Origin of the sequence: Caballeronia sp. LZ065 (assembly GCF_031450975.1) — a bacterium.
Lineage (GTDB): Bacteria > Pseudomonadota > Gammaproteobacteria > Burkholderiales > Burkholderiaceae > Caballeronia.
This window is the reverse complement of record NZ_JARUXV010000004.1, coordinates 1,366,321-1,392,342: the sequence shown is the minus strand read 5'-3', so window position 1 is coordinate 1,392,342 and position 26,022 is coordinate 1,366,321. Positions and strand designations below refer to the sequence as shown.

Below are 26,022 nucleotides of genomic sequence, written 5' to 3'. Positions count from 1 at the left end.
TCCGAGATGGCGCTCACGGTGTTGCGCTCGCAACCCGAAGCCGCGTTCCGGTCTGAACCATCCCGGATTTGCGAGTCAACCCAATCGAAAGAAAACCCGGATTCCCATTCGAATGAAGAATTACCGACGCTGGACGTTTCCGCTCGACGCTGCCCTGTGGATGAGCGTGAGCCTCGCGGGGATGGCCGTCCTGGCCGGTTGCGCCACCAAGGCGCCCGACGAAGTCAAGGTAAGCAGCCCTGGCTGGGTGAAGAATCAGGTGGCGGATGCCTACACGTTCGGCTTCCCGCTGGTCGCGACCGACATCGCCCGCGAACGCGCCAGCGCCGCTCCGGGCGGGGCGGCGCTGAATACCTTCCACCATGCGACGGCGCTGCCGCCGGTCGGCGCGAGCGGCTGGCCGAGCGTCGATACGCTGGAATCGAGCGCCTGGCTCGATATCTCCGCCGATCCGGTGATCGTGTCGCTGCCCGCCGCGCCGCGCGGACGCTATCTCGATGCCCGCGCGTTCGACGCCTGGACCAACGCCCTCTATTCCAGCGCCGACACCACGCCTTATCCGAAGCAGCAGCGCATCGCCTTCGTGCCCGCCGGCTGGACCGGCACGCTGCCGACGGGCGCGACCCGCGTCGAGACGCGCACGCGCTACGTTTGGCTGTCCGTGCGGGTGCGCGTGAACGGTTCGGGCGATGTGCGCGAGGCGCGCAAGTTCCAGACGGCAATGCACATCGACACGCTGACACCCGCCAAGGGCTCGGTTTCCGATCCGACGCCGGTGGTTGCCGGTGCGTGGGGGTCGAGCACGGCGCGTCAGCCGGCGGTGCCGCCGCTGCCGAGCGCGCTTGCCGCGGCGACGCCCGGTGCGCAGGCCGAGGCGCTCGACGCCAACGCGTTCTTCGCGCGCCTGGCCCGTTCGCTCGACGACAACCCCGCCGCCACCGACGACAGCCACGCGATGAGCGGCCTCGCCGACCTGGGCGTGAAGCCGGGCGAGCCGGTGCAGTTCAAGAAGACGGATGCGCCGCTGCTCGATTCGGGCTTGAGCGACGCGCGCGAACGGCTTGCCACCGTGCCGTCGAATGCGCTGACGAAGAACGGCTGGACCTGGTTCGGCGACGGCGTCGGCATCTACGGCACCGACTACACGCTGCGCGCTTACCTTGCGCGCCGTCAGATCGCGACGAGCACAAAGGAGGGCGAGGTGAAGCCGGTCGCCCGGACCGACAGCGAGGGTCACGCGCTGAACGGCGCGAACCGGTACACGCTGCACTTCACGCCGGACGCATTGCCGCCGGTGCGCGGCTTCTGGACGCTCACCGCCTATACCAAGGATGGCGCGCTCGCGAATGGCAAGCTGCCGCGCCTGTCTATCTCGGAGCGCGACCGGCTGCGAAAGAACCGCGACGGCTCCTTCGACGTGATCCTCTCGGCGAAATCGCCGGGACGCGCGCATGTGGCGAACTGGCTGCCGGTGCCGCAAGGCGACTTCCAGCTCGCGTTGCGCCTCTATGCACCGAAGCCGCAGGCGAGCGATGGTTCATGGGCGCCGCCTTCGGTCGATCGCGAGTAAAACGCTGCACGCGGTCATGAACCGCCACGCAAAAGGCCGCGATCCGTCGCGGCCTTTGTGCTTCTGAAGCGCGCAAGAGGGAACGTTTGCGGGCCGTGCCGTCGTATACTCGGGCTTCACTTATCCGGGACGGCGAGCTCGAGCGGCGCTCATGCGGCACGCTTGCCCGCCGCGCATCGAATGTCAAGCATCGGCAAGTCTTCTCTCGCGTCCGCTGGCCAGACCCTGCGCGGCGTCGTGCAGGCGCGGCGCACGCGGCGCATCTTCATCGGGCTGGTGATCGCGCTGCTGGTCATCGGCGCGCTCGGCTTCTTCGTCGCGCCGCCGGTCATCCGGCATGTCGCCGAGCAGCAACTCGCGAAGCAGCTCGACCGGCCCGTCAGCATCCGGCGCATCTCGCTCAATCCCTATACGCTCGACTTCGAAGCCGACGGCGTGCATGTCGGCGAGTCGCCCGCCAATCTCGCGAAGGCGCCGGGCAGTCCGGCCGATTTCATCGACGTGTCGCGGCTTGTCGTGCGTACTTCGTGGGCGTCCGTCATCAAGCTCGCGCCGGTCGTCAACGAGTTGAAGATCGATTCGCCGCGCATCCACGTCGTGCGGTATGACGGCGAGCACTTCAATTTCTCCGATCTCATCGAGAAATTCTCGAAGCCATCCGCCGAGCCTTCCAAGAAGCCGGCGCGCTTTTCGGTGTCCAACATCCGTCTGGAAAACGGTCAGATCACGTTCGATGACCGGCTGCTCGACGCGAAGCACGTCGTCGACCGGTTTGCGCTCGGCATTCCGTTTATCGCGACCCTGCCGTCCGCCACCGACATCTTCGTGACGCCGCTGTTGCAGGCGCGCATCGACGGCTCGCCGCTGGTCGTGAAGGGACGCACGAAGCCGTTTGCACAGTCGCGCGAGTCGGAGATCGCGCTGACACTGGACGGCCTCGACGTGCCGCAACTGGCGTCCTATGCGCCGGCGTCGGTGCCGGTCGCGGTGAAGAGCGGCAAGCTGTCCACCGACCTCAGCGTCAGCTTTTCGATTGCCGGCGACGCGCCGACGATCCGGATCGCCGGCACCGCCGATCTCGCCGATCTCGCCGTCACCGACAAAGCGAACGCACCGCTGGTCGCCGCGCGCGCGCTGCATGTGAAGATCGCCGACGCCGAGCCGCTGCGCGATATCTATCGTCTGGACGAAGTGACGCTCGCGAATCCCGACGTGCATCTCGCGCGCGATGCGTCCGGTCAGCTGAACGTGCAGAAGCTGGCAGGCGGGACGTCACAGGCAACGCCGCCGGCAAAAGAGCATGCACCCGTCGCGGAGCCGGCGAAGGACGCAGCGCCGCTCGACTTGTCCATCGGCCATCTGGCGATCGAAGACGGCAGGATCGCTCTCGACGATCAACTGCTGAAGCAGCGCGTGCAGGCCACGCTGATCGGCTTCGGCGTGACGCTCGACGGCTTCTCCACGCTCGCGAAGACGCCCGCCACCTACACGCTGAAAACGGCCTTCGACCACGGCGGCGCGCTCGATGTCTCCGGCCGCGTGACGCTTGCCGCCAAACAGGCCGACGCGAAGATCGGCCTGAATGCATTCGCGCTGCCGCCGTTGCAGCCGTATCTGTCGAATCTGATGGCGGCGCGCGTGACGAGCGGTACGCTCGGCGCCACGCTGCCGGTTTCGGTCGACTGGAGCAAGCCGGATGGCGGCGTGCAGGTCGGCGCGGGCGAGGTCAGGCTCGACGCCGTCACGCTCGCGCCCACGGCGCAGGGTGTCGCGCCGGTGAAGCTGGCGTCCGCGCAGGCCAAGATCGCCAAGGTGGACGTGGCGGCGCGCCAGGCGTCGCTCGACAGCGTGCAAGTGACCGGCCTCGCGCTCGACGCGACGCGCCGCAAGGACGGCAGTATCGATCTGGCGTCGCTCGCCGGTCCGCACGAGGCCGCGCCTGAGGCCACCGCGACGCGCAAGATCCAGAAGGCGCAGGAAGCGGGACCGGCATGGCATTACCAGATCGGACAGATCGCGGTCGAGAACGCCTCGGCCAGCTTCACCGACGAGACGCTTGCGCGCCCGATGAAACTCCAGATCGCGCCGCTCGCGCTCAACGTGAAGCAGTTCAGCGACGACCTGACCCGGCCGCTCGCCGTGGACGGCAAGCTGACGCTCAATGGCCGGGGCGCGCTTGCGCTCGGTGGCAACGTGACCGTGAGCCCGCTCAAGCTGGCGCTGCACGTGAAGGGCGATCAGGTGGACGTGTCCGCGTTCGAGCCGTATTTTGGCGACAAGCTCAACGTCGACGTGGCCAGCGCGAATGCCAACGCGAACGGCGATCTGACGCTGTCCGGCAGCGGCAAGACGCTCGCGGCGACCTACAAGGGCGACGCATCGCTGACAGATGTGCGCATGATCGACAAGCTGACCAACGACCGCTTCGCCGGCTGGAAGCTGCTCGGGCTGACCAACATGAAGGTGAGCTACGACGAGCGCGGCACGGACGTCGAGGCGGCGCGCGTGACCTTCGCGAACTTCTACGGCCGCGTGCTGCTCGACGCGCAAGGCAAGCTGAACCTGAAGGGCGTGGTGGCGAACGAGAACGGCGCGACGCAGCCGGTTACGCGCGAGAAGGTCAAGGCCACGCCGCCGGCCGCCGCGAGCGCAGCGGCGGCGCCGAAGGCCGCTGAAAAGTCCGGGCCGCCGGTCAACCTGCGCTTCGGGCAACTCGTGCTGCAGAACGGCCGCGTCACCTACACCGACAACTTCATCAAACCGAACTACACGGCGAATCTCGTCGCGATCAACGGCACGATCGGCGCGTTCGGCACGCATTCGACGACCCCCGCTCCAGTCGACGTCATGGCGAAGCTCGCGGCGAACGGGCCGGTGTCGATCAAGGGGCAGGTGAATCCTCTGATCGACAAACCCGCGCTCGATCTGACGGCGAGTGCGCATGACGTCGAGCTGACGAACCTGACGCCGTATTCATCGAAGTACGCGGGCTATCCGATCACGAAGGGCAAGCTGAATGTCGACCTGCATTACATGCTCGCCGACAACAAACTGACGGCGAACAATCACTTGTTCATCGATCAGCTGACTTTCGGCGATCACATCGACAACTCGACGGCGACCAGGCTGCCTGTCCGGCTCGCGGTATCGCTGCTGAAGAATTCGCGCGGCGAAATTGACGTGAACATTCCGATTTCCGGTTCGCTCGACAATCCGGAGTTTTCAATCGGCGGGCTGGTGTGGCAGGCTATTCTCAACCTGGTGCAGAAGGCGGTGACGGCGCCGTTCACGCTGCTTGCGCACGCGTTCGGCGGGGGCAGCGGGGCGGATCTCAATTTCATCGAGTTCAATGCGGGCTCGGCGGACCTGACCGATGCCGCGCAGAAGAAGCTCGAAACCATCGCGAAGGCGCTGGTGGACAAGCCTTCGGTGCGCGTGGACGTGACGGGCCGCGCGGATCCGAAGGTGGACGAACCGGCGTTGCGTTCGGCGTGGGTGGACGCCCAGGTCAAGCGCGCAAAGGTGCGCGACATGGCGGGCAATGGCGAGAACGTGGACTGGAATGCCATCAAGGTGTCGGATGCGGATTACGACAAGTATCTGAGCAAGGTCTACAAGTCAGCGGACTTCAAGAAGCCGACCAACTTCATCGGCATGACGAAGTCGCTGCCGGATCAGGACATGAAAGCCGCGTTGACGAAGAACGCGCCAGTGGACGAGGGCGCGTTGCGCGAGCTCGCACAACAGCGGGCGCAGGCGGTGCAGGAGTATTTCGACGGGAAGATCGACAGCAAGCGGGTTTTCGTCGTGGCGCCGAAGCTGAACGCGGATGACATCAAGGACAAGAGCACGGGCAGCAGGGTGGATCTGGGCCTGAAGTGACGTGTGCTGGCCGTTGGCCGTTTGGACGATCTGGATGAACAAGGATAGCGAACCTAATATCGGCGATACCGGGAATCAGGAAGAGAACGGGAGTCAGCCGATGGGAACACCGTATGAGAAGGACGTGGTGGCGTGGGCCAGGGAACAGGCTGCGTTACTGCGTGCGGGAAAGCTTGCGGCCATCGATATCGAGCATATCGCAGAGGAAATCGAGGCCGTGGGAAGGAGCGAGCAGAGGGAGCTGGTGAGCAGAATGTCGGCGCTGCTCGCGCACATGTTGAAGTGGCAATATCAGGCAGATCGACGAAGTCGGAGTTGGACGAGCACCATACGTACGCAAAGAAAGGAGGTGAAGTTCGTGTTGAGTGACGCGCCGAGCCTCAAGACTAACTTCGACAATCCGGAATGGATCGATCTGGTGTGGTCAAAAGCCAGGAACCTGGCGGAAGCAGAGACTGGAATCGAGTTCGAGCGGTTTCCGGATCTCTGCCCCTGGGCCATGCGCACGGTGCTTGACGAGGGTTTCAAGCTCGATTGATCGCGCGAGCGTGTCGGGCTCGCGCTCTTGCATTCGTCATCGCGCACCCTCAATGCGCCCCCGAAGCCGCCCCGCCGCCGCCACCCTTCGCCACCTTCGTGATCCAGATCAGCGGAATGATCAGAATGAAGATCACCGCCGAGATCAGGAAGATATCGTTGAGGCCCATCATCGCGGCCTGCGAATTCACCGTGAAGTTGAACAGGCCGCGCGCCTGCGCCTCGCCGACATCGAGCGTCGCCTGGGACGCGCCGAGCGAGTGCAGGAAAATCGGGTTATAGATGTTCGCCTGCTCCGTCAGCCGTTCATGATGCAGCGCGATGCGATCGTCCCACGCATTGCCCGCGAGCGAGGTGCCCACCGCGCCGCAAAACACGCGCGCAAAGTTCGACAGCCCTGCCGCAGCGGGAATTTTCGAGGGCGGCAGCCCCGACAGCACGATCGCCGTGAGCGGCACGAAGAACATCGCCATCGGAATGCCTTGCAGGAGCGTCGGCAGCACGAGATGCCAAGTGTCGATCTCGATCACGTACTTCGAGCGCAGCCAGAAGACGAACGCGAAGCCGATGAACGCCATCGTCGCGATGATGCGTGCGTCGCTGCGTGGCAGCATCTTACCCATGACCGGCGCAAGGATCACCGCGAAGATGCCCAGCGGCGCGGTGACCAGGCCGGCATCGACGGAGCGGTAGTTCAGGTATTGCTGCATCCACTGCGGCAGCAGCACCAGATTGCCGAAGAACACGCCATAGGCCACGGAGATCGCCACCGTGCCGCCGAAGAAATTGCGCCCGGCAAACAGCCGCAGATCCACCACGGGATTCGGGTCCGTCAACTCCCACACCACGAAGAATGCAAACGCGATCGCCGCGACAATCGCCAGCACGACGATCAGCGGCGACGAGAACCAGTCGAGGTCGCGTCCCTTGTCCAACATGATTTGCAGCGAAGCAACCCAGGTCACGAGCAGCAAGAGGCCGATCACGTCGATCGGCGCCTTCCGCGTCACCGACTCGCGGTCGCGGTAGATCATCCACGTCACGCCCGCCGCGAAGATGCCCACCGGAATGTTGATGTAGAAAATCCACGACCAGGAATAACTGTCCGTGATCCAGCCGCCGAGCGCGGGTCCGGCAATCGGTCCGACGGTCGCCGTCATCGCCCAGAGCGACAGCGCCATCGAGGATTTCTCCTTCGGATACGAGCCGAGCAGGATGGCCTGGGAGAGCGGAATCAGCGGCCCGGCGACCGCGCCTTGCAGGATGCGCGCGAACAGCAGCATGGGAAGTTTAGGCGCGAGGCCGCAAAGCCACGACGACAACACGAACATCAGGATCGCGCCGACGAACAAATGGATCTGCCCGAGCCGTTGCGTGAGCCAGCCGGTCAGCGGGATCGACACCGCGTTCGACGCGGCAAACACGGTGATGACCCATGTGCCCTCGTTGACGGACACGCCGAGGTTGCCGGAGATGGTCGGAATCGCGACGTTGGCGATGGACGAGTCCAGCACGTTCATGAACGTCGCGAGCGCCACGGCGAAGGTGGCAAGCACGAGTTTGCCGCCTTCGAGCGGCGGGGGCGGGGCGGGCGCGGGACGGGGCGTCGTCGGTGTGCTCATGCGGCTCGGATTCGGGGGGACGATGGATCGAGCCGACAGTGTGCCTGTGCTTGATAAAAGTTGCTGAGGCAAACGGCAGAGGGCGGTGTGTGACTACGCGATTTCATGTAGATACGCGTCGACACGTCTCAATTCGTGCGCCTAGCCTCGACTTATTGGAACTCGACGCGGCGAAGTTCGCGATCCGCGCGTTCTTGTTACTGTGAACGCCGCCGCGTCTTGTCGACTCACTTCGCCGAAATATCGATGTTCCCCAGATACTTCTTCGCGTACTTGTCGATGGTGCCGTCCGCGCGAACCTTCTCGATCGCCGCGTTGAGCTTCGTCTTCAGCGCGTCGTCGCCCTTGCGCACGCCATACGCAATGCCGCTGCCGAGAATCTTGTCGTCGCGCACCGGCGCGCCCACGAACGCAAAGCCTTCGCCGTCCGGCTTCGATAGGAAGCCGCTCTGTCCGGCCGGCGCGAGCACGAGCGTCGCGTCGAGACGTCCGGACTTCAGATCCGCATACACCTGATTCTGGTCCTGATACGGCACGACCTTCACGCCGTCGTTCTCCCAGTGAGCCTTGGCGAAGGTCTCCTGGATGGAGCCCTGCAGCACGCCCACGCTCTTGCCTTTCAACGATGCCGGCGTCGGTTCCAGGCCGCTGCTCTTCTTCGCGATCAACTGCGTCGGCACGCGGTACACCACCGTCGTGAAATCGATCGCCTGACGACGCTGTTCCGTGGCGTTCATCGCCGAATTGATCGCGTCGAACTTGCGGCCCTGCAACGCGGGAATCAAACCGTCGAACGAGGTCTCGACCCACTTGCACTGCATCTTCGCGGCAGCGCACACCGCATTGCCGACATCGATGTCGAGCCCTTGCAGCTCGCCCGTCGAGGATTTGGATTCGAACGGCGGATACTGCGCTTCCAGTCCGAAGCGCAGGGTGTCGGCGGCGAGTGCGGCGCCGCTCGCGAAGCCGCACGCAACGAGCAGGGCGGCGGCGAACGAGTTCAGTTTCATCGTGTGGTCTCCAGGGAAAGCGTCAGATCGTGCAAAGGCGGCGCGCGCCTTCGATGAGCGTGCCGTCGTCCTTCGCGAACGACAGGCGGATCACGTGGTTATCGGTGCCGTCGGTGTAGAACGCGGACAGCGGAATGGTCGCGACGCGGGCTTCGCGGATCAGGCGCAGCACGAAGTCGCTGTCGCCGGCATCGGAGATCGCGTCGTAGCGCGCCAGCATGAAGAAGCTGCCGGCGCTCGGCAGCAGTTCGAAGCGCGAGCCGGCCAGCGCGTTCGCGAGCAGATCGCGCTTGTGCTGATAGAACGGCGCGAGATCGAGATAGCTCGATTCATCCGCGAGCGCTTCGGCGAAAGCAATCTGCATCGGCGTATCGGCGGCGAAGGTCATGAACTGGTGAATCTTGCGAATTTCGGCCGTCAGCGCCGCGGGCGCGAGACAGTAGCCGACCCGCCAGCCGGTCACGTGATACGACTTGCCGAACGAACATACGATCACACTGCGCTCGGCCAGCGCCGGATAGCGCGCCATGCCGTGATGCGGCGCGCCGTCGAACACCACGTGCTCGTAGACTTCGTCGGACAGCACGATGATCTTCGTGTCGCGGGTCAGCGCCGTGAGCCGCTCGATGTCCGCGTCCGTGAACGCGCTGCCGGTGGGATTGTGCGGCGAGTTGACCAGGATCATGCGCGTCTTCGGCGTGATGGCGGCCGCGACTTCGTCCCAGTCGATGCGGAAATCCACCGGCGACAGCTTGATCGCGACCGGCGTGGCGCCTTGGAGTTGCACGATCGGCCCATAGCTGTCAAAGGACGGCTCGAAATAGATGACCTCGTCGCCGGGATGCACGAGTGCGCTGATCGTCGCGTACAGGCCTTCGCTCGCGCTCGCGACCACGGTGATCTCCGTGCCCGGATCGTACTGCGCGCCGTAGAGCCGCTGAGTTTTCAGCGCGATCGCCTCGCGCAGCGCGAGCACGCCGGACATCGGCGCATACTGGTTATGTCCTGCCCGCATGGCTCGCTCGACGCTTTCGATCAGCTTCGGCGCGCAGGCGAAGTTCGGCGCGCCTTGCGAAAGATTGAGCGCGTCATGCTCCTCGGCCAGTTGGCCGATGACCGTGAAGATAGTCGTGCCGACGTTGGGCAGCTTGGATTCGGGAATGCAGGCGCTGTGCACGGCGGTGTCTCCGGAAGGGCGGGTCGACGAGAATTGCCGTCGATTCAACCGCAGCAATAAAGCGGGGACAATCGAAACTTTGTCATACTAGCCATGCTTGCAGATCATGGCTACATGCCGCAAACCCGATGAAACCGCTGCCTTCTCTCGATGTCCTCAAAACCTTCCTCGTCGTCGCCCGGAAGCTCAATTTCACGCGCGCGGCCGAGGTGCTGAACGTGACGCAGGGCGCGGTGAGCCGTCAGATCGCCGGACTGGAGGCGCATCTCGGCTATGCGCTCTTCACCCGGCAGGCGCGCGGGCTGACGCTGACGCATCACGGCGCGCTGCTGATCGCGCCCTTGCAACAGGCGTTCGGCCAGATCGACGATGCACTGGCGCGAGGCGGCGCGCAATCCGGCATTCTGCGCGTGAAGTGCCCGACCTGCGCGATGCGCTGGGTCTTGCCGCGCGTCATCCGGTTGCAGAACGAGCGGCCGGAACTGGTGGTGGAGGTGACGGCTTCGGTGTCGCATGGCGTCGAGTTCAGCGCCGAGCCGTTCGACGCCGCCATCGTGTTCGGCGCGGCGCCCGCGCTGAAGGGCGTGACGAGCCATCATCTGTTCGACGAAGTGCTGACGCCCGTGTGCGCGCCGGCGCTCTGGAAGCCGAAGCGGCAGCCTCCGCCGACCCCCGACGATCTCGCCGGCGAGACGCTTTTGCATCCCACGCGGGATCGCCGCGACTGGCTGCGCTGGCTCGAGGCATACGGCCATCCGGGTTTGCCATCGGCGAAGGCGCAGCATTTCGACACGCTCGACCTCGCCATCTCGTCCGCGATGCAGGGACTGGGCGTGACCATCGGCGATGTCGCGCTGATCGAAGAGGACTTGCGGGCGAAGCGCGTGATCGCGCCGTTCGCGCTGTGCGTGCCGAGCGGCGCGGCCTACTGGCTGACGTATCCGGAGCGGCCCGCGCCGTCGGCCGCGTTGCAGCAGTTCGCGCGCTGGCTGAGCGACGAAGCCGCGCACACGCGTGCGCGGCTGGAGGCCCGGACCCAGGCGGCCCAGGCCTGAGCCGCGTGCGTCAAATTACATGCCGTGCTTGGTGACGACCGATTCCCACTGGCCTTTCTTCACCTGATACAACGTCGATGAAGCGTTCTTGAGCGCGCCATTGCTGTCGAACGCGATGGGCCCGGTGATGCCCTCGAAGGAGTTCGACTTGAGCACCGGCCGGTACACCTTCGGATCGATGGAATTGGCCTTCTGCATCGCGTTGATGGCCGCCCACGCCGCGTCATAGCCGAACGGCGCATACGAGAGAATCGCGACGCCGAAGCGCTTCTGGAACTTGTCGCTGAACGCCTTGCCGTCGGGCAGCTTGTCGAGCGGGCTGCCGTATTCCCAGGCCTGGGCGCCCTCGGACGCATCGCCGGCGAGCTTGAGGAAATCGGCGTCCATCACGCCGCCGCCGCCCACGAACTGCGCGTTCATGCCGAGCTGCTTCATCCGCTTGACGACCGCCGCCGCCTGCCGGTCCAGTCCGCCGAAGAAGATCAGATCGGCGTTGGCCGCCTTGATGCGCGTGAGCTGCGCGCTGAAGTCGACGGTCTGGTTGTCGCTGTATTCACGCGTGACGATGTTGCCGCCCTTCGCCTTGACCGCTTTCTCGAATTCGTCGGCTTCGCCCTGGCCGAACGCGGTACGGTCGTCGATGATGGCGATGCGCTTCGCCTTCGACGTCGTCACCGCGTAGACGCCGGCGTTGCCCGCGTTTTGCGCGTCGCTTGAAATGACCGTGAAGACGTTTTCGAGACCGCGTGTGGTGATGGTCGGATTGGTCGCGGCCGGGTCGATCATCGGGATGCCGGCGTTGTTGTAGACCGGCGAGGCGGGCAGCGTCGTGCCCGAGTTGAAGTGGCCGACGACCACGGCGACGCCGTCATCGACGAGCTTCTGCGCCGCCTGTACGCCAATGCGCGGATCGGCCTGATCGTCTTCCGCGTGAATCTCGAACTTGGCCGTTTTGCCGCCGATGGTGATCTTCTTCGCGTTGGCTTCATCGAGCGCGAGCTGCACGCCGTTCTGGAGGTCCTTTCCGTATCCTGCGTTCGCGCCGGTCAGCGGCGCGGCAAAACCGACCTTCACCGGCATGTCTTCCGCCGACGCCGTCAGTGGCGCGGCAGCGAGCGCGACCGTGGCAGAGGCAACGGCCCAGGCCAGAGGTTGGGTAAGAAAGCGCATGGTTTCCTCTCCTTTTTAGTGTGGCAATCGAATGGAACACGAGCCCTTCCGTGCCGGCAAGACGGACTTGCCCTTGAGCGTGCGGGCAACCGCAGCCGCCGAAAGGCTCGGCGACGGCTCGGACAGTGGACATGCGCAATGTAGGGAGCCAATTTCGGCGCGTCTTGAAGTTTCGTCGCGCCGGACGTGCGGATTTCGGCACAGGCCCGACCGGGCTGGCGCGCACGCCCGGCGCGGCTTCGGGCGTTTCGAAGGAGAATCACGCGCGACGATTCGCTTCCATCGGTTGAAGCCGACAGCGCGCAGCCTATCGGCGTCATTGAAGTTGCCGGCTTGACAGAGTGCATATGCACAAATTATTCTCCCGGCATGACTTCCAACTCATCTCCTCTGGATTGCAATTGCTTCGCCATTCGTCAGGCGGCGCGTTATGTGTCGCAGATGTACGAGCGGCATCTGAACATGGCAGGCATCACGGCTGCGCAGTTCACGCTGCTCGCGGCGATCGGGCGCAAACCCGGCGTGCAGATGGCCGAACTCGCCGAGCAAATGGTCATGGACCGCACCACGCTCGTGCGCGCGCTGAAGCCGTTGCAGCGCGACGGCATCGTCGAGGCGGCGCAGGAATCGCGCAGTTCGCGCGCCGTGGGTCTCCGGCTTACGACGCTGGGCAAGGACACGCTCGTCAAGGCATCGGCGCAATGGCGTGCCGCGCAGGAAGAATTCGAAGCGAAGTTCGGCGAGCAGCGCGCGAAGGCCTTGCGCAAGTCGCTCTTCGAACTGACCACGATGGAGTGAGTGGAACAACCCGGGCTTGCCCACGCGCGAGCCTTTCTTTTACGTCATTTAGTGCATATACACTTTCAAGCGGAGTTCATCATGGAAATCAAGGGAAAAGTCGTACTCGTCACGGGCGCCAATCGCGGTCTCGGCAAGCAATTCGCCGTTTCGTTGCTGAAGGCGGGCGCCGCAAAGGTCTACGCGGCCGCGCGCGATCCGAAGAGCGTTGATATTCCGGGCGTCGAAGCGATCCGCCTCGACGTGACGAAGGCCGCCGACATCGCCGAAGCAGCGGCCACGTACACGGACGTGCAGGTGCTCATCAACAACGCGGGCGTGACGACGCGCGGCAAGCTCGTCGATCCGGCCTCGACCCAAGGCATCCGCGACGTGCTCGAAATCAACACGTTCGGCCCGATCGCGCTGACGCAGGCCTTCGCGCCGGTCTTGAAGAAGAACGGCGGCGGCGCGGTCATCAACATCCTGTCGGTGCTGAGCTGGGTCTCGTTGCCGGCGGGCGGCGCGTATCACATCTCGAAGGCGGCGGCGTGGGCGGCGACCAACGCGTTGCGCGAAGACCTGCGCGAGCAGGGCACGCTGGTGGTCGCGGCGCATCCGGCGTACATCGACACCGACATGACCGCGGGCGTGACCGGCGAAAAGTCGACGCCGGAGCACGTCGTGAACGAAGTGCTCGCGGCGGTGGCGCGCGACCAGGAGGAAGTGCTCGTCGATGAAACCGGGCGCGCCGTCAAGCAGTCGCTCTCCACTGAGAAGCCGATCTACCTGACGGGCATTCCGCGCTAAGAAAAGCCGAACGCCAGGCGAAGCGTTTAGTCTTTCGCGGCCTTGTGCAGGTCTTCGAAGCCGGCGGCTGCCTGCTGGACGTCGGGCGGGCAGTCTTCCATCTCCATGACCCGCCGGATTTCGATCGTTTCATTGTCCGCGGCCGGACAGCGCTTCGCCCACTCGATGGCTTCGTCGCGCGACTTCACCTGCAGCATCCAGTAGCCGCCGAGCACTTCCTTGGCCTCGGCGAACGGGCCGTCCGTCACGCGCGGCTTGCCGCCTTCGAAGGTGACGCGCGCGCCCATCGACGGCGGATGGAGACCATCGAGCGCGAGCAGCACGCCGGCCTTCTGCAGTTCCTCGTTGTACTTCATCATCGCGGTGACGGCTTCGGCGCTCGGCATCGTGCCGGGTGCGGCGCTTTCGTAGCCGCGCGGAATCATCAGCATCATGAATCGCATGGAACAGTCTCTAGAAAGAGTGAGAACGCGAGCATGAAGGTGCCCGTTCGAACTTTACGACGACTGACGCCACGCGGAATCGACAGCGATTGGAAAGCCGTGGATTCGCGTTTGTCCCTAGTCGATTGATGTTGCCTTCACGACCCGTAGGATCAAATAATGTAATCCATTACATCCCGTTCGCCGGTCGGCGGCGCAGCGTATGTCGGAGACAGTTCGTCCACGCGAGGAAGTGTCCATTGCCGATGTCGCGCAGCGCGCGGGCGTGTCGGTGGCGACGGTATCGCGCGTGCTCAACGGCCATACGAACGTTCGCGAAGTGACGCGCGAGAAAGTACGCGCGGCGGTGGCGTCGAGCGGCTATCGCATCAACGAGCTTGCGCGTAATCTGCGCACGGCCGAAAGCCGCCTGCTGCTCACCATGGTTCCCGACTTCGGCAATCCGTTCTATGCGGCGATCGTGCGCGGCATCGACAGCGTCGCGCGCCAGAACGGCTACTTCATGTTGTTGTGCGATACCGGCGCGGACCCGCTGCGCGAGCGCAGCTATTTCGATCTGCTGCGTGGCCGGCGCGCGGACGGCGCGATCTGCCTCGATCCGGCCGCTGTGCAGAAGGCGCTGGCCGAAGAGGCATCGACGTTGCCGTGGGTCGCGTGCTGCGAGTTCGATCCCGCTGCAGGGGTGCCGTATGTCGGCATCGACAACCATCTGGCCGCGGGCGATGTCGTGCGTTATCTGCTCGGCAAGGGCCACCGGCGCATTGCGCTGATTAACTCGGGGCAAGGCTATCTGTACGGACGTCAGCGGCTCGCGGGTTATCGCGACGCGTTGCATGACGCCGGCATCGAACCGGATCCTGCATGGCTGATCGAACTGGACAGCCTCGACTATGACGCGGGCGAAGACGCGGCGGCGCGTCTTGCATCGCTTGGCGAATCGCGGCCGACTGCCGTGTTCGCCGTCTCGGATACGCTGGCCATCGGCGTGATGAATGGCTTGCGCGGCGCGGGCCTCGCGGTGCCGGACGACGTCGCGGTCGTCGGCTTCGATGATATCGCCGTGGCGGCACATGTCGATCCGCCGCTCACCACGGTGTCGCAGCCGATGCAGCAGCTCGGCGAATCAGCCGCCGAGCTGCTGCTCAAACGCCTGCGCGATCCGCGCGCCGACGTGCCGGGCGTGTTGTTGCCGCATCGGCTGATCCAGCGTGGGAGCGCCTGACCATGAGCCTCGCGGTGCGCTTCGATGGAGTGGAAAAGCAGTTCGGGCCGGTGCGCGTGCTGCACGGCGTGGACTTCGAGCTGACGCCGGGGCGCATTTATGGCCTGCTCGGGGAGAACGGCGCGGGCAAGTCGACGCTGATGAAGATTCTCGCGGGCTACGAACGGGCGAGCGCGGGCGCGATCCTGATCGACGGACGCGCGCGCGACTTCGGCAGTTCCCGCGATGCCGAACAGGCGGGCATCGTGCTGATCCACCAGGAACTGAATCTGGCGGATCACCTGAGCATCACGCAGAACATGTTTCTCGGGCACGAGTTGAAGAAGGGCTTCTTCCTCGATGAAACCGCGATGCGCGAAGCCGCCCGCGCAAGGCTCGCCGAAGTGGGTCTGCACAAGAATCCGGATACGCGCGTGCGCGATCTGATCGTCGCCGAGAAGCAGTTGGTGGAGATCGCGAAGGCGATGCTGCGCGAGGCGCGCCTGCTCATCATGGACGAGCCGACCGCGACCCTCACCCCTTCGGAAACGCAGCGGCTCTTCGGGCTGATGGCGCGCCTGAAGGAAGCGGGCACGACCATCGTGTACATCTCGCACAAGCTGGATGAAGTCGAGCGCGTCACCGACGAAGTCATCGTGATGCGCGACGGGCGTTTCGTCGCGCGCGCGCCGACCGCCGAACTCACGCGTCAGCAGATGGCGAACCTGATGGTGGGCCGCGAAGTCTCCGACATGTTCCCCGCCAAGCCCGCGCTCGCCGCGACGGCGCCGGTCGCCTTCGAAGTCGAGCGGGCCTCGGTGCCAGGCTGGGCGCACGACGTGAGCTTCGCCGTGCGCCAGGGCGAGGTGTTCGGCTTCGCGGGCCTCGTGGGCGCGGGCCGCACGGAACTGTTCGAGGCGCTGGTCGGCTTGCGGCCGCTCAGCGCCGCACGCGTCGCGGTGAATAGCGCCAGCGTGAAGCTCAACAATCCGCGCGACGCGATGCGCCACGGTCTCACTTACCTGAGCGAAGACCGCAAGGGACGCGGCCTGCACGTCGACATGGCGCTGAAAGACAACCTGACGATGATGACGCTGGAACGCTACGCGCATCCGCTGCTCGACATGCGTGCCGAACGCGATGCGCTGAAGCAGGCGGTCGGCGACTTCGGCATTCGCACGGGCAACCTGTCGGCACGCGCGCGGATGCTGTCGGGCGGCAATCAGCAGAAGCTCGCGCTCGCCAAGTTCCTGCATCCCGACCCGCGCGTGATCGTGCTCGACGAACCGACGCGCGGCGTCGATGTCGGCGCGAAACGCGACATCTATTTCCTGATTCACCGGCTTGCCGCGGAAGGCCGCGCGGTGATCGTGATCTCGTCCGAACTGATCGAGCTGATCGGCCTGTGCCATCGCGTCGCCGTGATGCGCGCGGGCGAACTCGTCGCGACGCTCGGCATGGACCATCTGACCGAAGAGAGGTTGATCGCGCATGCGACCGGCACACACTGAAGACATTGCAAGCGAGAGCCGGCTCTCCAGCGTCGCGCGTTTCCTGTTCGGCGTCGGGCCGCTGATCGGGCTGATTGCGCTGTGCATCGGCGGCACGCTGCTCAATGGCGATTTCGCCACCGTCGACAACGCGATGAACGTGCTCACGCGCACGTCGTTCATCGGCATCATTGCGGTGGGCATGACCTTCGTGATCATCTCCGGCGGCATCGATCTCTCGGTCGGTTCGATGGCCGCGCTTATCGCGGGCAGCATGATCTACGTGATGAACGGGCTGCTGCAAGGCTTTCACGGGCACGCGGTGCCGCCGCTCGCGATCATCGCAATCGGCATCGTGCTGGCGCTCGTGCTGGGCGCGCTGTTCGGCTTCGCGCATGGCGTGCTCGTGACGAAGGGACGCATCGAGCCGTTCATCGTGACGCTGGGCACGCTCGGGATCTTTCGCGCGCTGCTCACGTGGCTCGCGGACGGCGGTGCGCTCACGCTCGACAACTCGCTCGCCGATCTCTACGGACCGGTCTACTACGCAAGCCTGTTCGGCGTGCCGGTGCCGATCTGGGTATTCCTGATCGTCGCGGCGGGCGGCGCGCTCGTGCTCAACCGCACCGTGTATGGCCGGCATGTGCAGGCCATCGGCTCGAACGAACAGGTGGCGCGCTACGCGGCGATCCAGGTCGATCGCGTGAAGATCGTGACCTATGTGCTGCTCGGCCTGTGTGTCGCGGTGGCCACCATCCTGTACGTGCCGCGCCTCGGTTCCGCCACGCCGACCACGGGCCTGCTGTGGGAACTCGAAGCGATTGCGTCCGTCGTGGTCGGCGGAACGGCGCTGAAAGGTGGCGACGGACGCGTGATCGGCACGGTCATCGGCGCGATCCTGCTGTCGGTCATCAACAACATCCTGAACCTGACGAGCATCATCAGCGTGTATCTGAATGCGGCGGTGCAGGGCGCCGTGATCATCCTTGTAGCGTATCTGCAGCGCGGCCGCCGCTAGCCGCGCCTGCACATTCATAAAACCGGAGACATCGTCATGAAAAAAATGCTTCGCGCGCTCGGTGCGCTGACTGTCGTGGCCAGCGCCTGTGCCGTCATCGCTCCCGCGTCGGCGGCCGACAAGGTCGTGCTCGGCGTCGCGATTCCCACGGCCGACCACGGCTTCACGGGCGGCATCGTCTGGTGGGCCAATGAAGCGAAGAAGGACCTGGAGAAGGCGCATCCGGACCTCAAGGTCATCGTGAAGACGGCGGGCAGCGCGCCCGAGCAGGCCAACCAGGTGCAGGATCTGGTGACGGTCAACAAGATCAATGCGCTCGTGATCTTCCCGCAGGAATCGGCCTCGCTGACGCAGCCGGTCGCGCAGGTGAAGAAGAAGGGCGTGTACGTGACGGTGGTGGATCGCGGCCTGACCGACACCAGCGCGCAGGATGCCTACGTGGCCGGCGACAACACCGCGTTCGGCAAGATCCCCGCCGAGTACCTGGCGAAGGCGCTGGACGGCAAGGGTGACATCGTCGCGCTGCGCGGCATTCCGACTACGCTCGACAACGAGCGCTGGACCGCGTTCGAAGGCGTCATCAAGCAGCATCCGGACATGAAGATCCTCGACGCGAAGTATGCCAACTGGAATCGCGACGATGCCTTCAAGGTGATGCAGGACTATCTGACGCGCTTCAAGCATATCGACGCCGTCTGGGCTGCCGACGACGACATGATGATCGGCGTGCTGAAGGCGATCGATCAGGCCAAGCGCACGGACGTGAAGATCGTGTTCGGCGGCGCGGGCTCGAAGGAAGCGGTGAAGCGCGTGATGGACGGCGACAAGCGCGTGCCGGCGGACGTGTCCTACTCGCCGAAGTTCATCTACGACGCGATCAAGCTGACGGCGGAAGCGCGCCTGAAGGGCGACAAGCTGCCGGCCACGACCATCATTCCTTCGGTGCTGATCACGAAGGACAACGCCAAGCAGTTCTATTTCCCGAACTCGCCGTTCTGACGCGTGCGGGCCGCGTGATGCGGCCCGCATGGTTTTCAAGGAGAGGCGAAAGATGAAAACGATCAAGGGCCCCGCGATCTTTCTCGCGCAGTTCATGGGCGACCGGGCGCCGTTCGATACGCTGGGCAATCTCGCGGCATGGGCGGCCTCGCTGGGTTACGCGGGCATCCAGGTGCCCGCCGATCCGCGCCTGATCGACCTGGAGAAAGCGGCGTCCAGCGATTCCTATTGCGACGAGATTCGCCGCACGGTCGAGGATGCGGGCGTGGCGATCACCGAACTCTCGACGCATCTGCAAGGGCAGCTCGTCGCCGTGCATCCGGCGTACGACACGCTGTTCGACGGCTTCGCCGCGCCGCACGTGCGCGGTCATCCCGAGGCGCGCACCGAATGGGCGATCGCGCAACTCAAGCTGGCGGCGGCGGCGTCGAAACGGCTGGGACTCGCCGCGCACGTGACGTTCTCGGGCGCGCTGGCCTGGCCGTATGTGTATCCGTGGCCGCAGCGTCCGGCGGGGTTGGTCGAAGCCGCCTTCGACGAACTCGCGGCACGCTGGCGCCCGATCCTGGACGAGTTCGAGCATGCAGGCGTCGATGTCTGTTATGAACTGCATCCGGGCGAAGACCTGCATGACGGCGTGACCTTCGAACGCTTTCTCGCGGCGGTGGACGATCATCCGCGCGCGAACATCCTGTTCGATCCGAGTCATTTCATGCTGCAACAGCTGGACTACCTCGCGTTCATCGACATCTATCACGCACGCATCAAGGCGTTTCACGTAAAGGACGCCGAGTTCCGGCCGAACGGACGGCAGGGCGTGTACGGCGGCTATTCGGGATGGGCCGAGCGGGCGGGACGGTTTCGCTCGCTCGGCGATGGTCAGATCGACTTCAAGGCGATCTTCTCGAAGATGGCGCAGTACGACTTCCCCGGCTGGGCCGTGCTCGAATGGGAATGCGCGCTGAAGCATCCGGAGGACGGTGCGCGCGAGGGCGCGGTGTTCATTCGCGACCACATCATCCGTGTGGCGGAGCGTGCCTTCGACGACTTCGCCGGCAGCGGCGCGAGCCGCGCGCAGATGCGCGGGCTGCTGGGCATCGGAGAGACGCGATGAGGCGCGTGCGGCTGGGCATGGTCGGCGGCGGCGAGGGCGCGTTCATCGGCGCGGTACACCGCATGGCGGCGCGGCTCGACGACCGCTGGGAGCTGGTGGCGGGCGCGTTGTCGGCGGATGCGGGACGGGCAGCAGCGAGCGCGGCGGCGATCGGCCTTACGCGCAGTTACGACGATTTTCGCGAGATGGCGCGGGCCGAGGCGGCTCGTCCCGATGGCGTCGAAGCGGTGGCGATCGTCACGCCCAATCATCTGCATGCGCCCGTTGCGACGGCTTTTCTCGAAGCCGGCATCCACGTGATCTGCGACAAGCCGCTGGCGGTGTCGCTCGACGAAGGCGAGGCGCTCGCGAAGCTCGCGCGCGAGAAGGGCCTGCTGTTCGCGGTGACCTATACCTACACGGGTTATCCGCTCGTGCGGCACGCGCGCGGCATGGTGCGGGACGGGCTGCTCGGCGACATTCGCGTGGTGCAGGTCGAGTATGCGCAGGACTGGCTGTCGCTGCCGATGGAAACGCAGTCGAACCGGCAGGCCGTATGGCGCACAGACCCGGCGCTCGCGGGTCCGGCGGGCTGTCTCGGCGATATCGGCACGCATGCGTATCAGCTGGCCGAATACGTGACCGGCATGCGTCCGGCGGAACTGGCGGCGGACGTGACGACCTTCGTGCCGAACCGGCGCGTGGACGATCACGTGCAGGCAATGTTCCGCTACGCGGGCGGCGCACGCGGGATGTTGTGGGCGAGTCAGGTGGCGGCGGGCGAGGAAAACGCGTTGCGGCTGCGCGTGTATGGCACGAAGGCCGGTTTGTCCTTCGATCAGCAAACGCCGAACGAAGTGTGGTTCACGCCGATAGGCGGGGCGTCGGAACGGATCACGCGCGGGCGCGTTCAGAGCGCTGAAGCATTGCATGCGACGCGCGTGCCGGCGGGGCATCCGGAAGGCTATCTGGAGGCGTTCGCGCAGCTTTATACCGATGCGGCGACGTGCATCGCGAGCGGCGCACCGCAGGGCGATGGCTGGCTCACGACGGTCGAGGATGGCGTCGCGGGCTTGCGCTTCATCGATGCGGTGTTGCGGAGCAACGGAAAGGACGGGGCGTGGGTGGGCGTGTCATGAGGCGGGCCATTTGCCGCACAGCATGGCTGCTTCGAGCATGCCCAGGGTCAACTGGCAACCGCCGAGCGTGTCGCGCGACGCGCGGCTGAAGGGTGCCTTGAACACGGTGAGCAGGAAACCTGACAGGCTCAGCGTGCTGGCAGGATAGTAGTGGGTGATGTCGAATGCACGCATGTCGATGTCGAACGCCGCGCTCCACCCGGTGAGAAACGCCGAGATGCGGTCGGGGTTCAGATCGAGGTCGTGATAGAGATCGGTGTCGCGGGTGTAATGGTCTTTTCCGAACAGCGGTTTGCCCACGGCTCGTTCAACGAAGGTCAGGAGCGCGTCCCAAGCTTGTTCGTTCGTGGCCATCACCAGCGGTCCGCCGGCTTGACGGTCGAGTTATAGACGAGACTCGCGCGCCACACGATGCTCGATACGTCAGTAGCGAGCAGAACTCAGCCGACTCCAGGAATTGCCCTTCCCACGAATGCGCCTAGGTTACGCGTGAATCTAATCCGCAGCGCAAAGAGACTCGAGAAAGACGTAATGGTGGGCAGTATTCGGTATTTGATCTCGATAGGAAGTAATGCTCTGGATGCCATAGAGGCAACCGAGGTTCCTTTGACGGCGTTTGCGAACTTGCCTCGGGTCCGCACAAACGGCTGCCCCATCAAGATCATCGCGACACCGGCGACGTCATCGACGCCCGTGTGCTTGCAGGTTTCGTCGAGCACAATCAGAAAGAATAGCTCGGAGGGTGACAATTTGTCGTGGATGCCATATTGATAAAGATTGCTCATCATGATTGTGATCGTTACGCAATCGCACGAGCATAGCCGCGTGTGCCGGCGCCAGCAACGCTTGCCGTCAGACAGTCAAATCAAAGTCTCCACACCCAAAAAAATGCGGCTCCCGAAAGAGCCGCATTCACCTTCAGCATTCGGTTACCCGAACGCTCACGCCCAGTTCGCGTGGAAGCTTCCCGGCTTGTCCGTCCGTTCGAACGTATGCGCGCCGAAGAAATCGCGTTGCGCCTGCACCAGATTCGCCGGCAGTGTTTCCGAGCGATAGCCGTCGAAGTACGCGATCGCCGACGAGAACGCCGGCACCGGAATGCCCGCCTTCACCGCCGCGACGATCACTTCACGCAGCGCGTCCTGATACTTTGCCGCGATGTCGCTGAAGTACGGATCCAGCAGCAGGTTCGCGAGTTGAGGGTTGGTCTTGTAGGCATCCGTGATCTTCTGCAGGAAGCGCGCGCGGATGATGCAGCCCGCGCGGAAGATCTTGGCGATCTCGCCGTAATGCAGATCCCACTTGTATTCGTCCGACGCCGCGCGCAACTGCGCGAAACCCTGCGCATACGAGACGATCTTCGACAGATACAGCGCGCGCCGCACCGCTTCGACGAACGCGGCGCGATCGCCTTCGAAGCCCGGCTTCGGTCCCGACAGCACCTTGCTCGCCGCGACCCGCTGCGTCTTAAGGGACGACAGCACGCGCGCAAACACGGCTTCGGTGATCAGCGGCAGCGGCGCGCCGAGATCGAGCGCGTTCTGGCTCGTCCACTTGCCGGTGCCTTTCTGCGCGGCGCGGTCGAGAATCACATCGACGAGATCCTTGCCGGTTTCCTCGTCCTTCTTCGAAAAGATCTTCGACGTGATTTCAATCAGGTAGCTGTCCAGCTCGCCCTGATTCCACTCGACATACACCTTGCCGAGTTCCTCGTTCGACAGACCCGCCACGCGCTTCAGCACGTCATAGCTTTCGGCGATCAACTGCATGTCGCCGTATTCGATGCCGTTGTGCACCATCTTCACGAAATGGCCCGCGCCGTCCGGACCCATGTACGTGACGCACGGCTCGCCGTCCGGCGCCTTCGCCGCGATCTCGGTGAGAATGGGCGCGACCAGTTCGTAGGCTTCCTTCTGGCCGCCCGGCATGATCGACGGACCCTTCAGGGCGCCTTCCTCGCCGCCCGACACGCCCGTGCCGATGAAATGCAGGCCCGACTTCGCGAGATCCTGATTGCGGCGGATGGTGTCGGTGAAATGGGTGTTGCCGCCGTCGATGAGAATGTCGCCTTTTTCGAGCAGCGGACGCAGCTGGGCGATGGTGTCGTCGGTGCCGGCGCCGGCCTTGACCATCATCAGGATGCGGCGCGGTTTTTCGAGCGACTGTACGAACTCTTCGAGCGTGAACGTCGGCACGAGCTTCTTGTCGGGGTGTTCGGCAATCAGTTCGTCGGTTTTCTCGCGGCTGCGGTTGTAGACCGAAACGGCGTGACCGCGGCTCTCGATGTTCAGGGCCAGGTTGCGGCCCATGACGGCGAGGCCCACCACGCCGATAGCTTGCTTGCTCATGCTTGATCTCCGAAAGACCGAAGCTCCGCGCGGCTCGTGGCGCGCGGCTTCGGGGTGAAAACGTGTCGATGGGAGCGGCGCCCGCGCGTGGAGAAGTCGCCTCACGGTGCGGTCGGCGGTGCGCCGGACCGGTCAAACGCGCGAACGCAGACCGACCCGAATTTACCACTTTGACGCGCTTCCGGCAGGGAGCACGCTGTCGGGACGAGCGCCGGACGCCGCCCCGTCTTAGAATGTCAGCCCGCAACGAACACGCCGCGAAGGCGCCCGGAACATGCCGCCCGCACGGCGCGCGCGACGCCATCATTACTCGGTCTACGTCGTCGAATTGTCCGACCAGGTCTGGAACGAAGCGCGCTTTCGCCGCGGCAATCCGGACTATGTCGTCGGCAAGCCGTTTGTCTATGTGGGCATGACGGGCATCGATCCGGACGTGCGTTTCGACAAGCACAAGGCGGGCATCCAGTCGAACCGTTTCGTGCGCGACTATGGTCTGCGGCTCCTGCCGCAGCTGTACGAGATGTACAACCCGATGCCCTACGACGGCGCGCGCGACATGGAAGTGGAACTGGGCATCGGTTTGCGGGAAGCGGGTTATGGCGTTTGGCAGGCTTGAAACGGACTCAATGACAAGGAGCGGGACATGCGGATTCTGGTAGTGGGTGCGGGGGCGATCGGCGGCTATTTCGGGGCGCGTCTGCTGGAAGCGGGCCGCGACGTGACGTTTCTCGTGCGGGAGCGCCGCGCCGAACGGCTGCGGCAATGCGGCCTGAAGGTGAAGAGTCCGGAGGGCGATCTCGCGTTCGCCTGTCCGCCGATGACCCTCGCAAAAGACCTGACACACCCGTTCGACCTGATCCTGCTGAGCTGCAAGGCTTACGACCTGCAGAACGCGATCGATTCGTTCGCGCCCGCCGTTGGTCCGGACACGGTGATCCTGCCGTTGCTCAACGGCATGGCGCATCTCGATGCGCTCGACGCCCGCTTCAGCGCGGCCAACGTGCTCGGCGGGCAGTGCGTGATCGCCGCGACGCTCGATGCCGAAGGCGAGATCGTCCATCTGAACAACATGCATTCGATGACGGTCGGCGAGCGTGCGGGCGGACGCTCCGCCCGCATCGAAGCGATCGCCGCGCAACTCGACGGCGCCGGGTTCGAACTGAACGTGAGCGAAGACATCCTGCAATCGATGTGGGACAAGTGGGTGTTCCTTGCCACGCTCGCGACCGGCACGTGCCTGATGCGCGCGCCGATCGGCGACATCCTCGACGTGCCCGGCGGCGAGGACGTGCTCAGGCGGCTTTTCATGGAGTGCCAGGGCGTCGCGGCCGACAACGATCATCCGCCGCCGGAATCGGTCATCGAGCGGGCGCGCGCGAGCTTCGGGCAGCGCGGCTCACTGCTGACCGCGTCGATGCTGCGCGACCTCGAGAACGGCGCGCCGATCGAAGCGGATCACATCGTCGGCGATCTGATCGCGCGGCGGCGCTCGAAGGTGGAAGGCGCGTCGATGCTGGAAGTGGCGTATGCGCATCTGAAAGCCTACGAAGCGCGCCGCACGCGCACCGCACAGGCATGACCGGCGAATCCGCGCCGCGTCCCGGCATCGCGGAAATCTTCACGGGCTTTCTCACGCTCGGACTGACCGCGTTCGGCGGGGCGCTGCCGCTGGCGCGGCGTGAAATCGTCGAGCGTCGCAAATGGCTCGATGCCGACGAATTCACCGATCTCCTCGGCCTTTGCCAGTTCCTTCCGGGCGGCAATGTCATCAATCTGTCGGTGGCGATCGGCATGCGCTTTCGCGGCGTGCCCGGCGCGCTCGCGGGCCTGCTCGGGCTGCTGGTCGGGCCTTCGCTGATCGTGATCGGACTCGGCGTGATCTATCAGCGCACGCATCAGGACCCGCGCATCGCGCATCTGTTCGCCGGACTCGCGGCGGCCGCGGCGGGCCTGCTGATCGCGATGGCGGTGAAGCTGCTGTGGCCGCTGCGGCGCAAACCCGAAGCAGCGGCCGTCGCGCTGCTGATGTTCGCGGCGATCGCGTTCCTGCGCACGCCGCTCCTGCCGACCATGCTCGTCTTCACGCCCATCTCGGTGCTGATCGCCTGGAAGGCGGGCCGATGAAACACGATCTGGTTTCGCTCGCGGCCATCTTCAGCCAGCTTTCGCTGCTGGCGTTCGGCGGCGGCAATTCCATCCTGCCGGAAATGCAGCGTCAGGTCGTGCAGGTGCACGAATGGATGTCGAAGGCCGATTTTTCGGCGTTGTTCGCGCTCGCGCAGGCCGCGCCGGGACCGAACATGATGGTCGTCACGCTGATCGGCTGGCATGTGGCCGGCTGGCCGGGCGTGCTGGTCACGTCGATTGCGAAGTTCGGGCCGTCGTCGCTGGTGACGATGGCCGCGCTTCACGCGTGGGATCGCTTCAAGACGCGGCCATGGCGGCGCACCGTCCAGCTCGGGCTCGTACCGATCACGGCAGGGCTGGTGGCGGCGAGCGCGCTGCTGATCGCCGAGGCCTCCGACGAAACCATGATGCTGACGGCGATCACCGCCGCCGTGGCGCTGCTGTCGTATCGGACGAAGCTGCATCCGTTGTGGCTGCTGGCCGCCGGCGCGCTGATCGGCCTGACGGGATTCGGGCAATGACGCGCGCTCAAGACGGGCAAGCTTCCTGCTGAA

General features: G+C 64.9%; 23 protein-coding genes and 1 pseudogene. 16 read left to right on the top strand and 8 right to left on the bottom strand.

The window, feature by feature from the left end; all coding sequences use genetic code 11:
* Positions 1–112: 112 nt before the first annotated feature.
* From QCE63_RS32940 to QCE63_RS32930, 3 genes are all read left to right on the top strand, one after another.
* Entirely contained in the window at positions 113–1,570 is a 1,458-nt protein-coding gene (locus QCE63_RS32940; protein WP_309838997.1) for a DUF1214 domain-containing protein, read from the top strand.
* Between the two features lie 180 nt (positions 1,571–1,750).
* Entirely contained in the window at positions 1,751–5,452 is a 3,702-nt protein-coding gene (locus QCE63_RS32935; RefSeq protein ID WP_309838995.1) for a DUF748 domain-containing protein, read from the top strand.
* Between the two features lie 34 nt (positions 5,453–5,486).
* Positions 5,487–5,990 (top strand): DUF29 domain-containing protein, encoded by a 504-nt coding sequence (locus QCE63_RS32930; RefSeq protein WP_404990215.1) that lies wholly within the window; start codon positions 5,487–5,489, stop codon positions 5,988–5,990.
* 49 nt (positions 5,991–6,039) lie between these two features.
* Here the strand turns inward: QCE63_RS32930 and QCE63_RS32925 are convergent, their stop codons facing one another.
* The 3 genes from QCE63_RS32925 to QCE63_RS32915 form a co-directional block, all read right to left on the bottom strand.
* On the bottom strand, positions 6,040–7,611 hold the full coding sequence (locus QCE63_RS32925) for a DHA2 family efflux MFS transporter permease subunit (protein ID WP_309838993.1): 1,572 nt from the start codon (positions 7,609–7,611) through the stop codon (positions 6,040–6,042).
* Between the two features lie 227 nt (positions 7,612–7,838).
* Complete coding sequence (locus tag QCE63_RS32920) at positions 7,839–8,621, bottom strand: ABC transporter substrate-binding protein (protein ID WP_309838990.1); 783 nt, start codon at positions 8,619–8,621, stop codon at positions 7,839–7,841.
* 22 nt (positions 8,622–8,643) lie between these two features.
* Positions 8,644–9,798, bottom strand: coding sequence for a methionine aminotransferase (locus tag QCE63_RS32915; RefSeq protein ID WP_309838987.1), 1,155 nt, complete (start codon positions 9,796–9,798; stop codon positions 8,644–8,646).
* A 128-nt stretch (positions 9,799–9,926) separates the two neighbouring features.
* On the opposite strand from QCE63_RS32915, the gene QCE63_RS32910 reads away from it, so the two are divergent.
* Positions 9,927–10,853 (top strand): LysR substrate-binding domain-containing protein, encoded by a 927-nt coding sequence (locus QCE63_RS32910; RefSeq protein ID WP_309838986.1) that lies wholly within the window; start codon positions 9,927–9,929, stop codon positions 10,851–10,853.
* Positions 10,854–10,868: 15 nt separating this feature from the next.
* On the opposite strand, the gene QCE63_RS32905 is transcribed toward QCE63_RS32910, so the two are convergent.
* On the bottom strand, positions 10,869–12,023 hold the full coding sequence (locus QCE63_RS32905; protein WP_309838985.1) for a branched-chain amino acid ABC transporter substrate-binding protein: 1,155 nt from the start codon (positions 12,021–12,023) through the stop codon (positions 10,869–10,871).
* 369 nt (positions 12,024–12,392) lie between these two features.
* On the opposite strand from QCE63_RS32905, the gene QCE63_RS32900 reads away from it, so the two are divergent.
* Together QCE63_RS32900 and QCE63_RS32895 are read left to right on the top strand one after the other, a co-directional pair.
* Positions 12,393–12,821 (top strand): MarR family winged helix-turn-helix transcriptional regulator, encoded by a 429-nt coding sequence (locus QCE63_RS32900; protein WP_309838983.1) that lies wholly within the window; start codon positions 12,393–12,395, stop codon positions 12,819–12,821.
* A gap of 81 nt (positions 12,822–12,902) precedes the next feature.
* Positions 12,903–13,610 (top strand): SDR family oxidoreductase, encoded by a 708-nt coding sequence (locus tag QCE63_RS32895; protein ID WP_309838980.1) that lies wholly within the window; start codon positions 12,903–12,905, stop codon positions 13,608–13,610.
* Positions 13,611–13,636: 26 nt separating this feature from the next.
* Here the strand turns inward: QCE63_RS32895 and QCE63_RS32890 are convergent, their stop codons facing one another.
* Positions 13,637–14,053 (bottom strand): YciI family protein, encoded by a 417-nt coding sequence (locus QCE63_RS32890; RefSeq protein ID WP_309838978.1) that lies wholly within the window; start codon positions 14,051–14,053, stop codon positions 13,637–13,639.
* Positions 14,054–14,255: 202 nt separating this feature from the next.
* Here QCE63_RS32890 and QCE63_RS32885 point away from each other — a divergent pair, with 202 nt between their 5' ends.
* From QCE63_RS32885 to QCE63_RS32860, 6 genes are read left to right on the top strand one after another with little or no spacing between them, the layout of a single operon-like run.
* A complete protein-coding gene (locus QCE63_RS32885; protein WP_309838976.1) occupies positions 14,256–15,275 on the top strand; it encodes a LacI family DNA-binding transcriptional regulator in 1,020 nt (339 codons plus the stop codon).
* 2 nt (positions 15,276–15,277) lie between these two features.
* Positions 15,278–16,765 carry a sugar ABC transporter ATP-binding protein gene (locus tag QCE63_RS32880; RefSeq protein ID WP_309838974.1) on the top strand — a complete coding sequence of 496 codons (1,488 nt, stop codon included), beginning with the start codon at positions 15,278–15,280 and terminating at the stop codon, positions 16,763–16,765.
* Entirely contained in the window at positions 16,746–17,762 is a 1,017-nt protein-coding gene (locus QCE63_RS32875) for an ABC transporter permease (protein WP_309838973.1), read from the top strand. Before QCE63_RS32880 ends, QCE63_RS32875 begins: the two co-directional genes overlap by 20 nt.
* A gap of 36 nt (positions 17,763–17,798) precedes the next feature.
* Complete coding sequence (locus tag QCE63_RS32870; RefSeq protein WP_309838971.1) at positions 17,799–18,761, top strand: substrate-binding domain-containing protein; 963 nt, start codon at positions 17,799–17,801, stop codon at positions 18,759–18,761.
* Between the two features lie 52 nt (positions 18,762–18,813).
* Positions 18,814–19,875: a sugar phosphate isomerase/epimerase family protein gene (locus QCE63_RS32865; RefSeq protein ID WP_309838970.1), complete on the top strand. Its 1,062-nt coding sequence runs from the start codon at positions 18,814–18,816 to the stop codon at positions 19,873–19,875.
* Positions 19,872–20,993, top strand: a complete 1,122-nt coding sequence (locus QCE63_RS32860) for a Gfo/Idh/MocA family oxidoreductase (protein ID WP_309838969.1) — start codon at positions 19,872–19,874, stop codon at positions 20,991–20,993. Before QCE63_RS32865 ends, QCE63_RS32860 begins: the two co-directional genes overlap by 4 nt.
* Here the strand turns inward: QCE63_RS32860 and QCE63_RS32855 are convergent.
* The 3 genes and pseudogenes from QCE63_RS32855 to gndA all read right to left on the bottom strand — a co-directional run bounded on the left by QCE63_RS32855 (position 20,988) and on the right by gndA (position 23,341).
* A complete protein-coding gene (locus QCE63_RS32855; RefSeq protein ID WP_309838967.1) occupies positions 20,988–21,347 on the bottom strand; it encodes a DUF1493 family protein in 360 nt (119 codons plus the stop codon). The two genes, QCE63_RS32860 and QCE63_RS32855, sit on opposite strands and share 6 nt — an antisense overlap.
* Positions 21,347–21,778: pseudogene (locus tag QCE63_RS32850) on the bottom strand (STM2901 family protein). The gene QCE63_RS32855 and the pseudogene QCE63_RS32850 overlap by 1 nt, the downstream one beginning before the upstream one ends.
* A gap of 156 nt (positions 21,779–21,934) precedes the next feature.
* Positions 21,935–23,341: an NADP-dependent phosphogluconate dehydrogenase gene (gene gndA, locus QCE63_RS32845; protein WP_309838963.1), complete on the bottom strand. Its 1,407-nt coding sequence runs from the start codon at positions 23,339–23,341 to the stop codon at positions 21,935–21,937.
* A gap of 274 nt (positions 23,342–23,615) precedes the next feature.
* Here gndA and QCE63_RS32840 point away from each other — a divergent pair, with 274 nt between their 5' ends.
* The 4 genes from QCE63_RS32840 to QCE63_RS32825 are packed head-to-tail and all read left to right on the top strand — an operon-like array spanning position 23,616 to position 25,989.
* The gene (locus QCE63_RS32840) at positions 23,616–23,957 is read left to right on the top strand and encodes a hypothetical protein (RefSeq protein WP_309838961.1); all 342 of its coding nucleotides are present in this window, start codon (positions 23,616–23,618) and stop codon (positions 23,955–23,957) included.
* Between the two features lie 27 nt (positions 23,958–23,984).
* The gene (panE, locus tag QCE63_RS32835) at positions 23,985–24,920 is read left to right on the top strand and encodes a 2-dehydropantoate 2-reductase (RefSeq protein WP_309838959.1); all 936 of its coding nucleotides are present in this window, start codon (positions 23,985–23,987) and stop codon (positions 24,918–24,920) included.
* Positions 24,917–25,465: a chromate transporter gene (locus tag QCE63_RS32830; RefSeq protein WP_309838957.1), complete on the top strand. Its 549-nt coding sequence runs from the start codon at positions 24,917–24,919 to the stop codon at positions 25,463–25,465. Before panE ends, QCE63_RS32830 begins: the two co-directional genes overlap by 4 nt.
* A complete protein-coding gene (locus tag QCE63_RS32825) occupies positions 25,462–25,989 on the top strand; it encodes a chromate transporter (RefSeq protein ID WP_309838955.1) in 528 nt (175 codons plus the stop codon). Before QCE63_RS32830 ends, QCE63_RS32825 begins: the two co-directional genes overlap by 4 nt.
* Positions 25,990–26,022 lie beyond the last annotated feature (33 nt).

What these genes read in the sequence shown, in the direction of transcription:
- QCE63_RS32940 (WP_309838997.1), top strand. Translation starts at nt 113, where the DNA reads ATGAAGAATTACCGACGCTGGACGTTTCCGCTCGACGCTGCCCTGTGG.
- QCE63_RS32935 (WP_309838995.1), top strand. Translation starts at nt 1,751, where the DNA reads ATGTCAAGCATCGGCAAGTCTTCTCTCGCGTCCGCTGGCCAGACCCTG.
- QCE63_RS32930 (WP_404990215.1), top strand. Translation starts at nt 5,487, where the DNA reads ATGAACAAGGATAGCGAACCTAATATCGGCGATACCGGGAATCAGGAA.
- QCE63_RS32925 (WP_309838993.1), bottom strand. Translation starts at nt 7,611, where the DNA reads ATGAGCACACCGACGACGCCCCGTCCCGCGCCCGCCCCGCCCCCGCCG.
- QCE63_RS32920 (WP_309838990.1), bottom strand. Translation starts at nt 8,621, where the DNA reads ATGAAACTGAACTCGTTCGCCGCCGCCCTGCTCGTTGCGTGCGGCTTC.
- QCE63_RS32910 (WP_309838986.1), top strand. Translation starts at nt 9,927, where the DNA reads ATGAAACCGCTGCCTTCTCTCGATGTCCTCAAAACCTTCCTCGTCGTC.
- QCE63_RS32905 (WP_309838985.1), bottom strand. Translation starts at nt 12,023, where the DNA reads ATGCGCTTTCTTACCCAACCTCTGGCCTGGGCCGTTGCCTCTGCCACG.
- QCE63_RS32900 (WP_309838983.1), top strand. Translation starts at nt 12,393, where the DNA reads ATGACTTCCAACTCATCTCCTCTGGATTGCAATTGCTTCGCCATTCGT.
- QCE63_RS32895 (WP_309838980.1), top strand. Translation starts at nt 12,903, where the DNA reads ATGGAAATCAAGGGAAAAGTCGTACTCGTCACGGGCGCCAATCGCGGT.
- QCE63_RS32890 (WP_309838978.1), bottom strand. Translation starts at nt 14,053, where the DNA reads ATGCGATTCATGATGCTGATGATTCCGCGCGGCTACGAAAGCGCCGCA.
- QCE63_RS32885 (WP_309838976.1), top strand. Translation starts at nt 14,256, where the DNA reads ATGTCGGAGACAGTTCGTCCACGCGAGGAAGTGTCCATTGCCGATGTC.
- QCE63_RS32880 (WP_309838974.1), top strand. Translation starts at nt 15,278, where the DNA reads ATGAGCCTCGCGGTGCGCTTCGATGGAGTGGAAAAGCAGTTCGGGCCG.
- QCE63_RS32875 (WP_309838973.1), top strand. Translation starts at nt 16,746, where the DNA reads ATGCGACCGGCACACACTGAAGACATTGCAAGCGAGAGCCGGCTCTCC.
- QCE63_RS32870 (WP_309838971.1), top strand. Translation starts at nt 17,799, where the DNA reads ATGAAAAAAATGCTTCGCGCGCTCGGTGCGCTGACTGTCGTGGCCAGC.
- QCE63_RS32865 (WP_309838970.1), top strand. Translation starts at nt 18,814, where the DNA reads ATGAAAACGATCAAGGGCCCCGCGATCTTTCTCGCGCAGTTCATGGGC.
- QCE63_RS32860 (WP_309838969.1), top strand. Translation starts at nt 19,872, where the DNA reads ATGAGGCGCGTGCGGCTGGGCATGGTCGGCGGCGGCGAGGGCGCGTTC.
- QCE63_RS32855 (WP_309838967.1), bottom strand. Translation starts at nt 21,347, where the DNA reads ATGGCCACGAACGAACAAGCTTGGGACGCGCTCCTGACCTTCGTTGAA.
- gndA (WP_309838963.1), bottom strand. Translation starts at nt 23,341, where the DNA reads ATGAGCAAGCAAGCTATCGGCGTGGTGGGCCTCGCCGTCATGGGCCGC.
- QCE63_RS32840 (WP_309838961.1), top strand. Translation starts at nt 23,616, where the DNA reads ATGCCGCCCGCACGGCGCGCGCGACGCCATCATTACTCGGTCTACGTC.
- panE (WP_309838959.1), top strand. Translation starts at nt 23,985, where the DNA reads ATGCGGATTCTGGTAGTGGGTGCGGGGGCGATCGGCGGCTATTTCGGG.
- QCE63_RS32830 (WP_309838957.1), top strand. Translation starts at nt 24,917, where the DNA reads ATGACCGGCGAATCCGCGCCGCGTCCCGGCATCGCGGAAATCTTCACG.
- QCE63_RS32825 (WP_309838955.1), top strand. Translation starts at nt 25,462, where the DNA reads ATGAAACACGATCTGGTTTCGCTCGCGGCCATCTTCAGCCAGCTTTCG.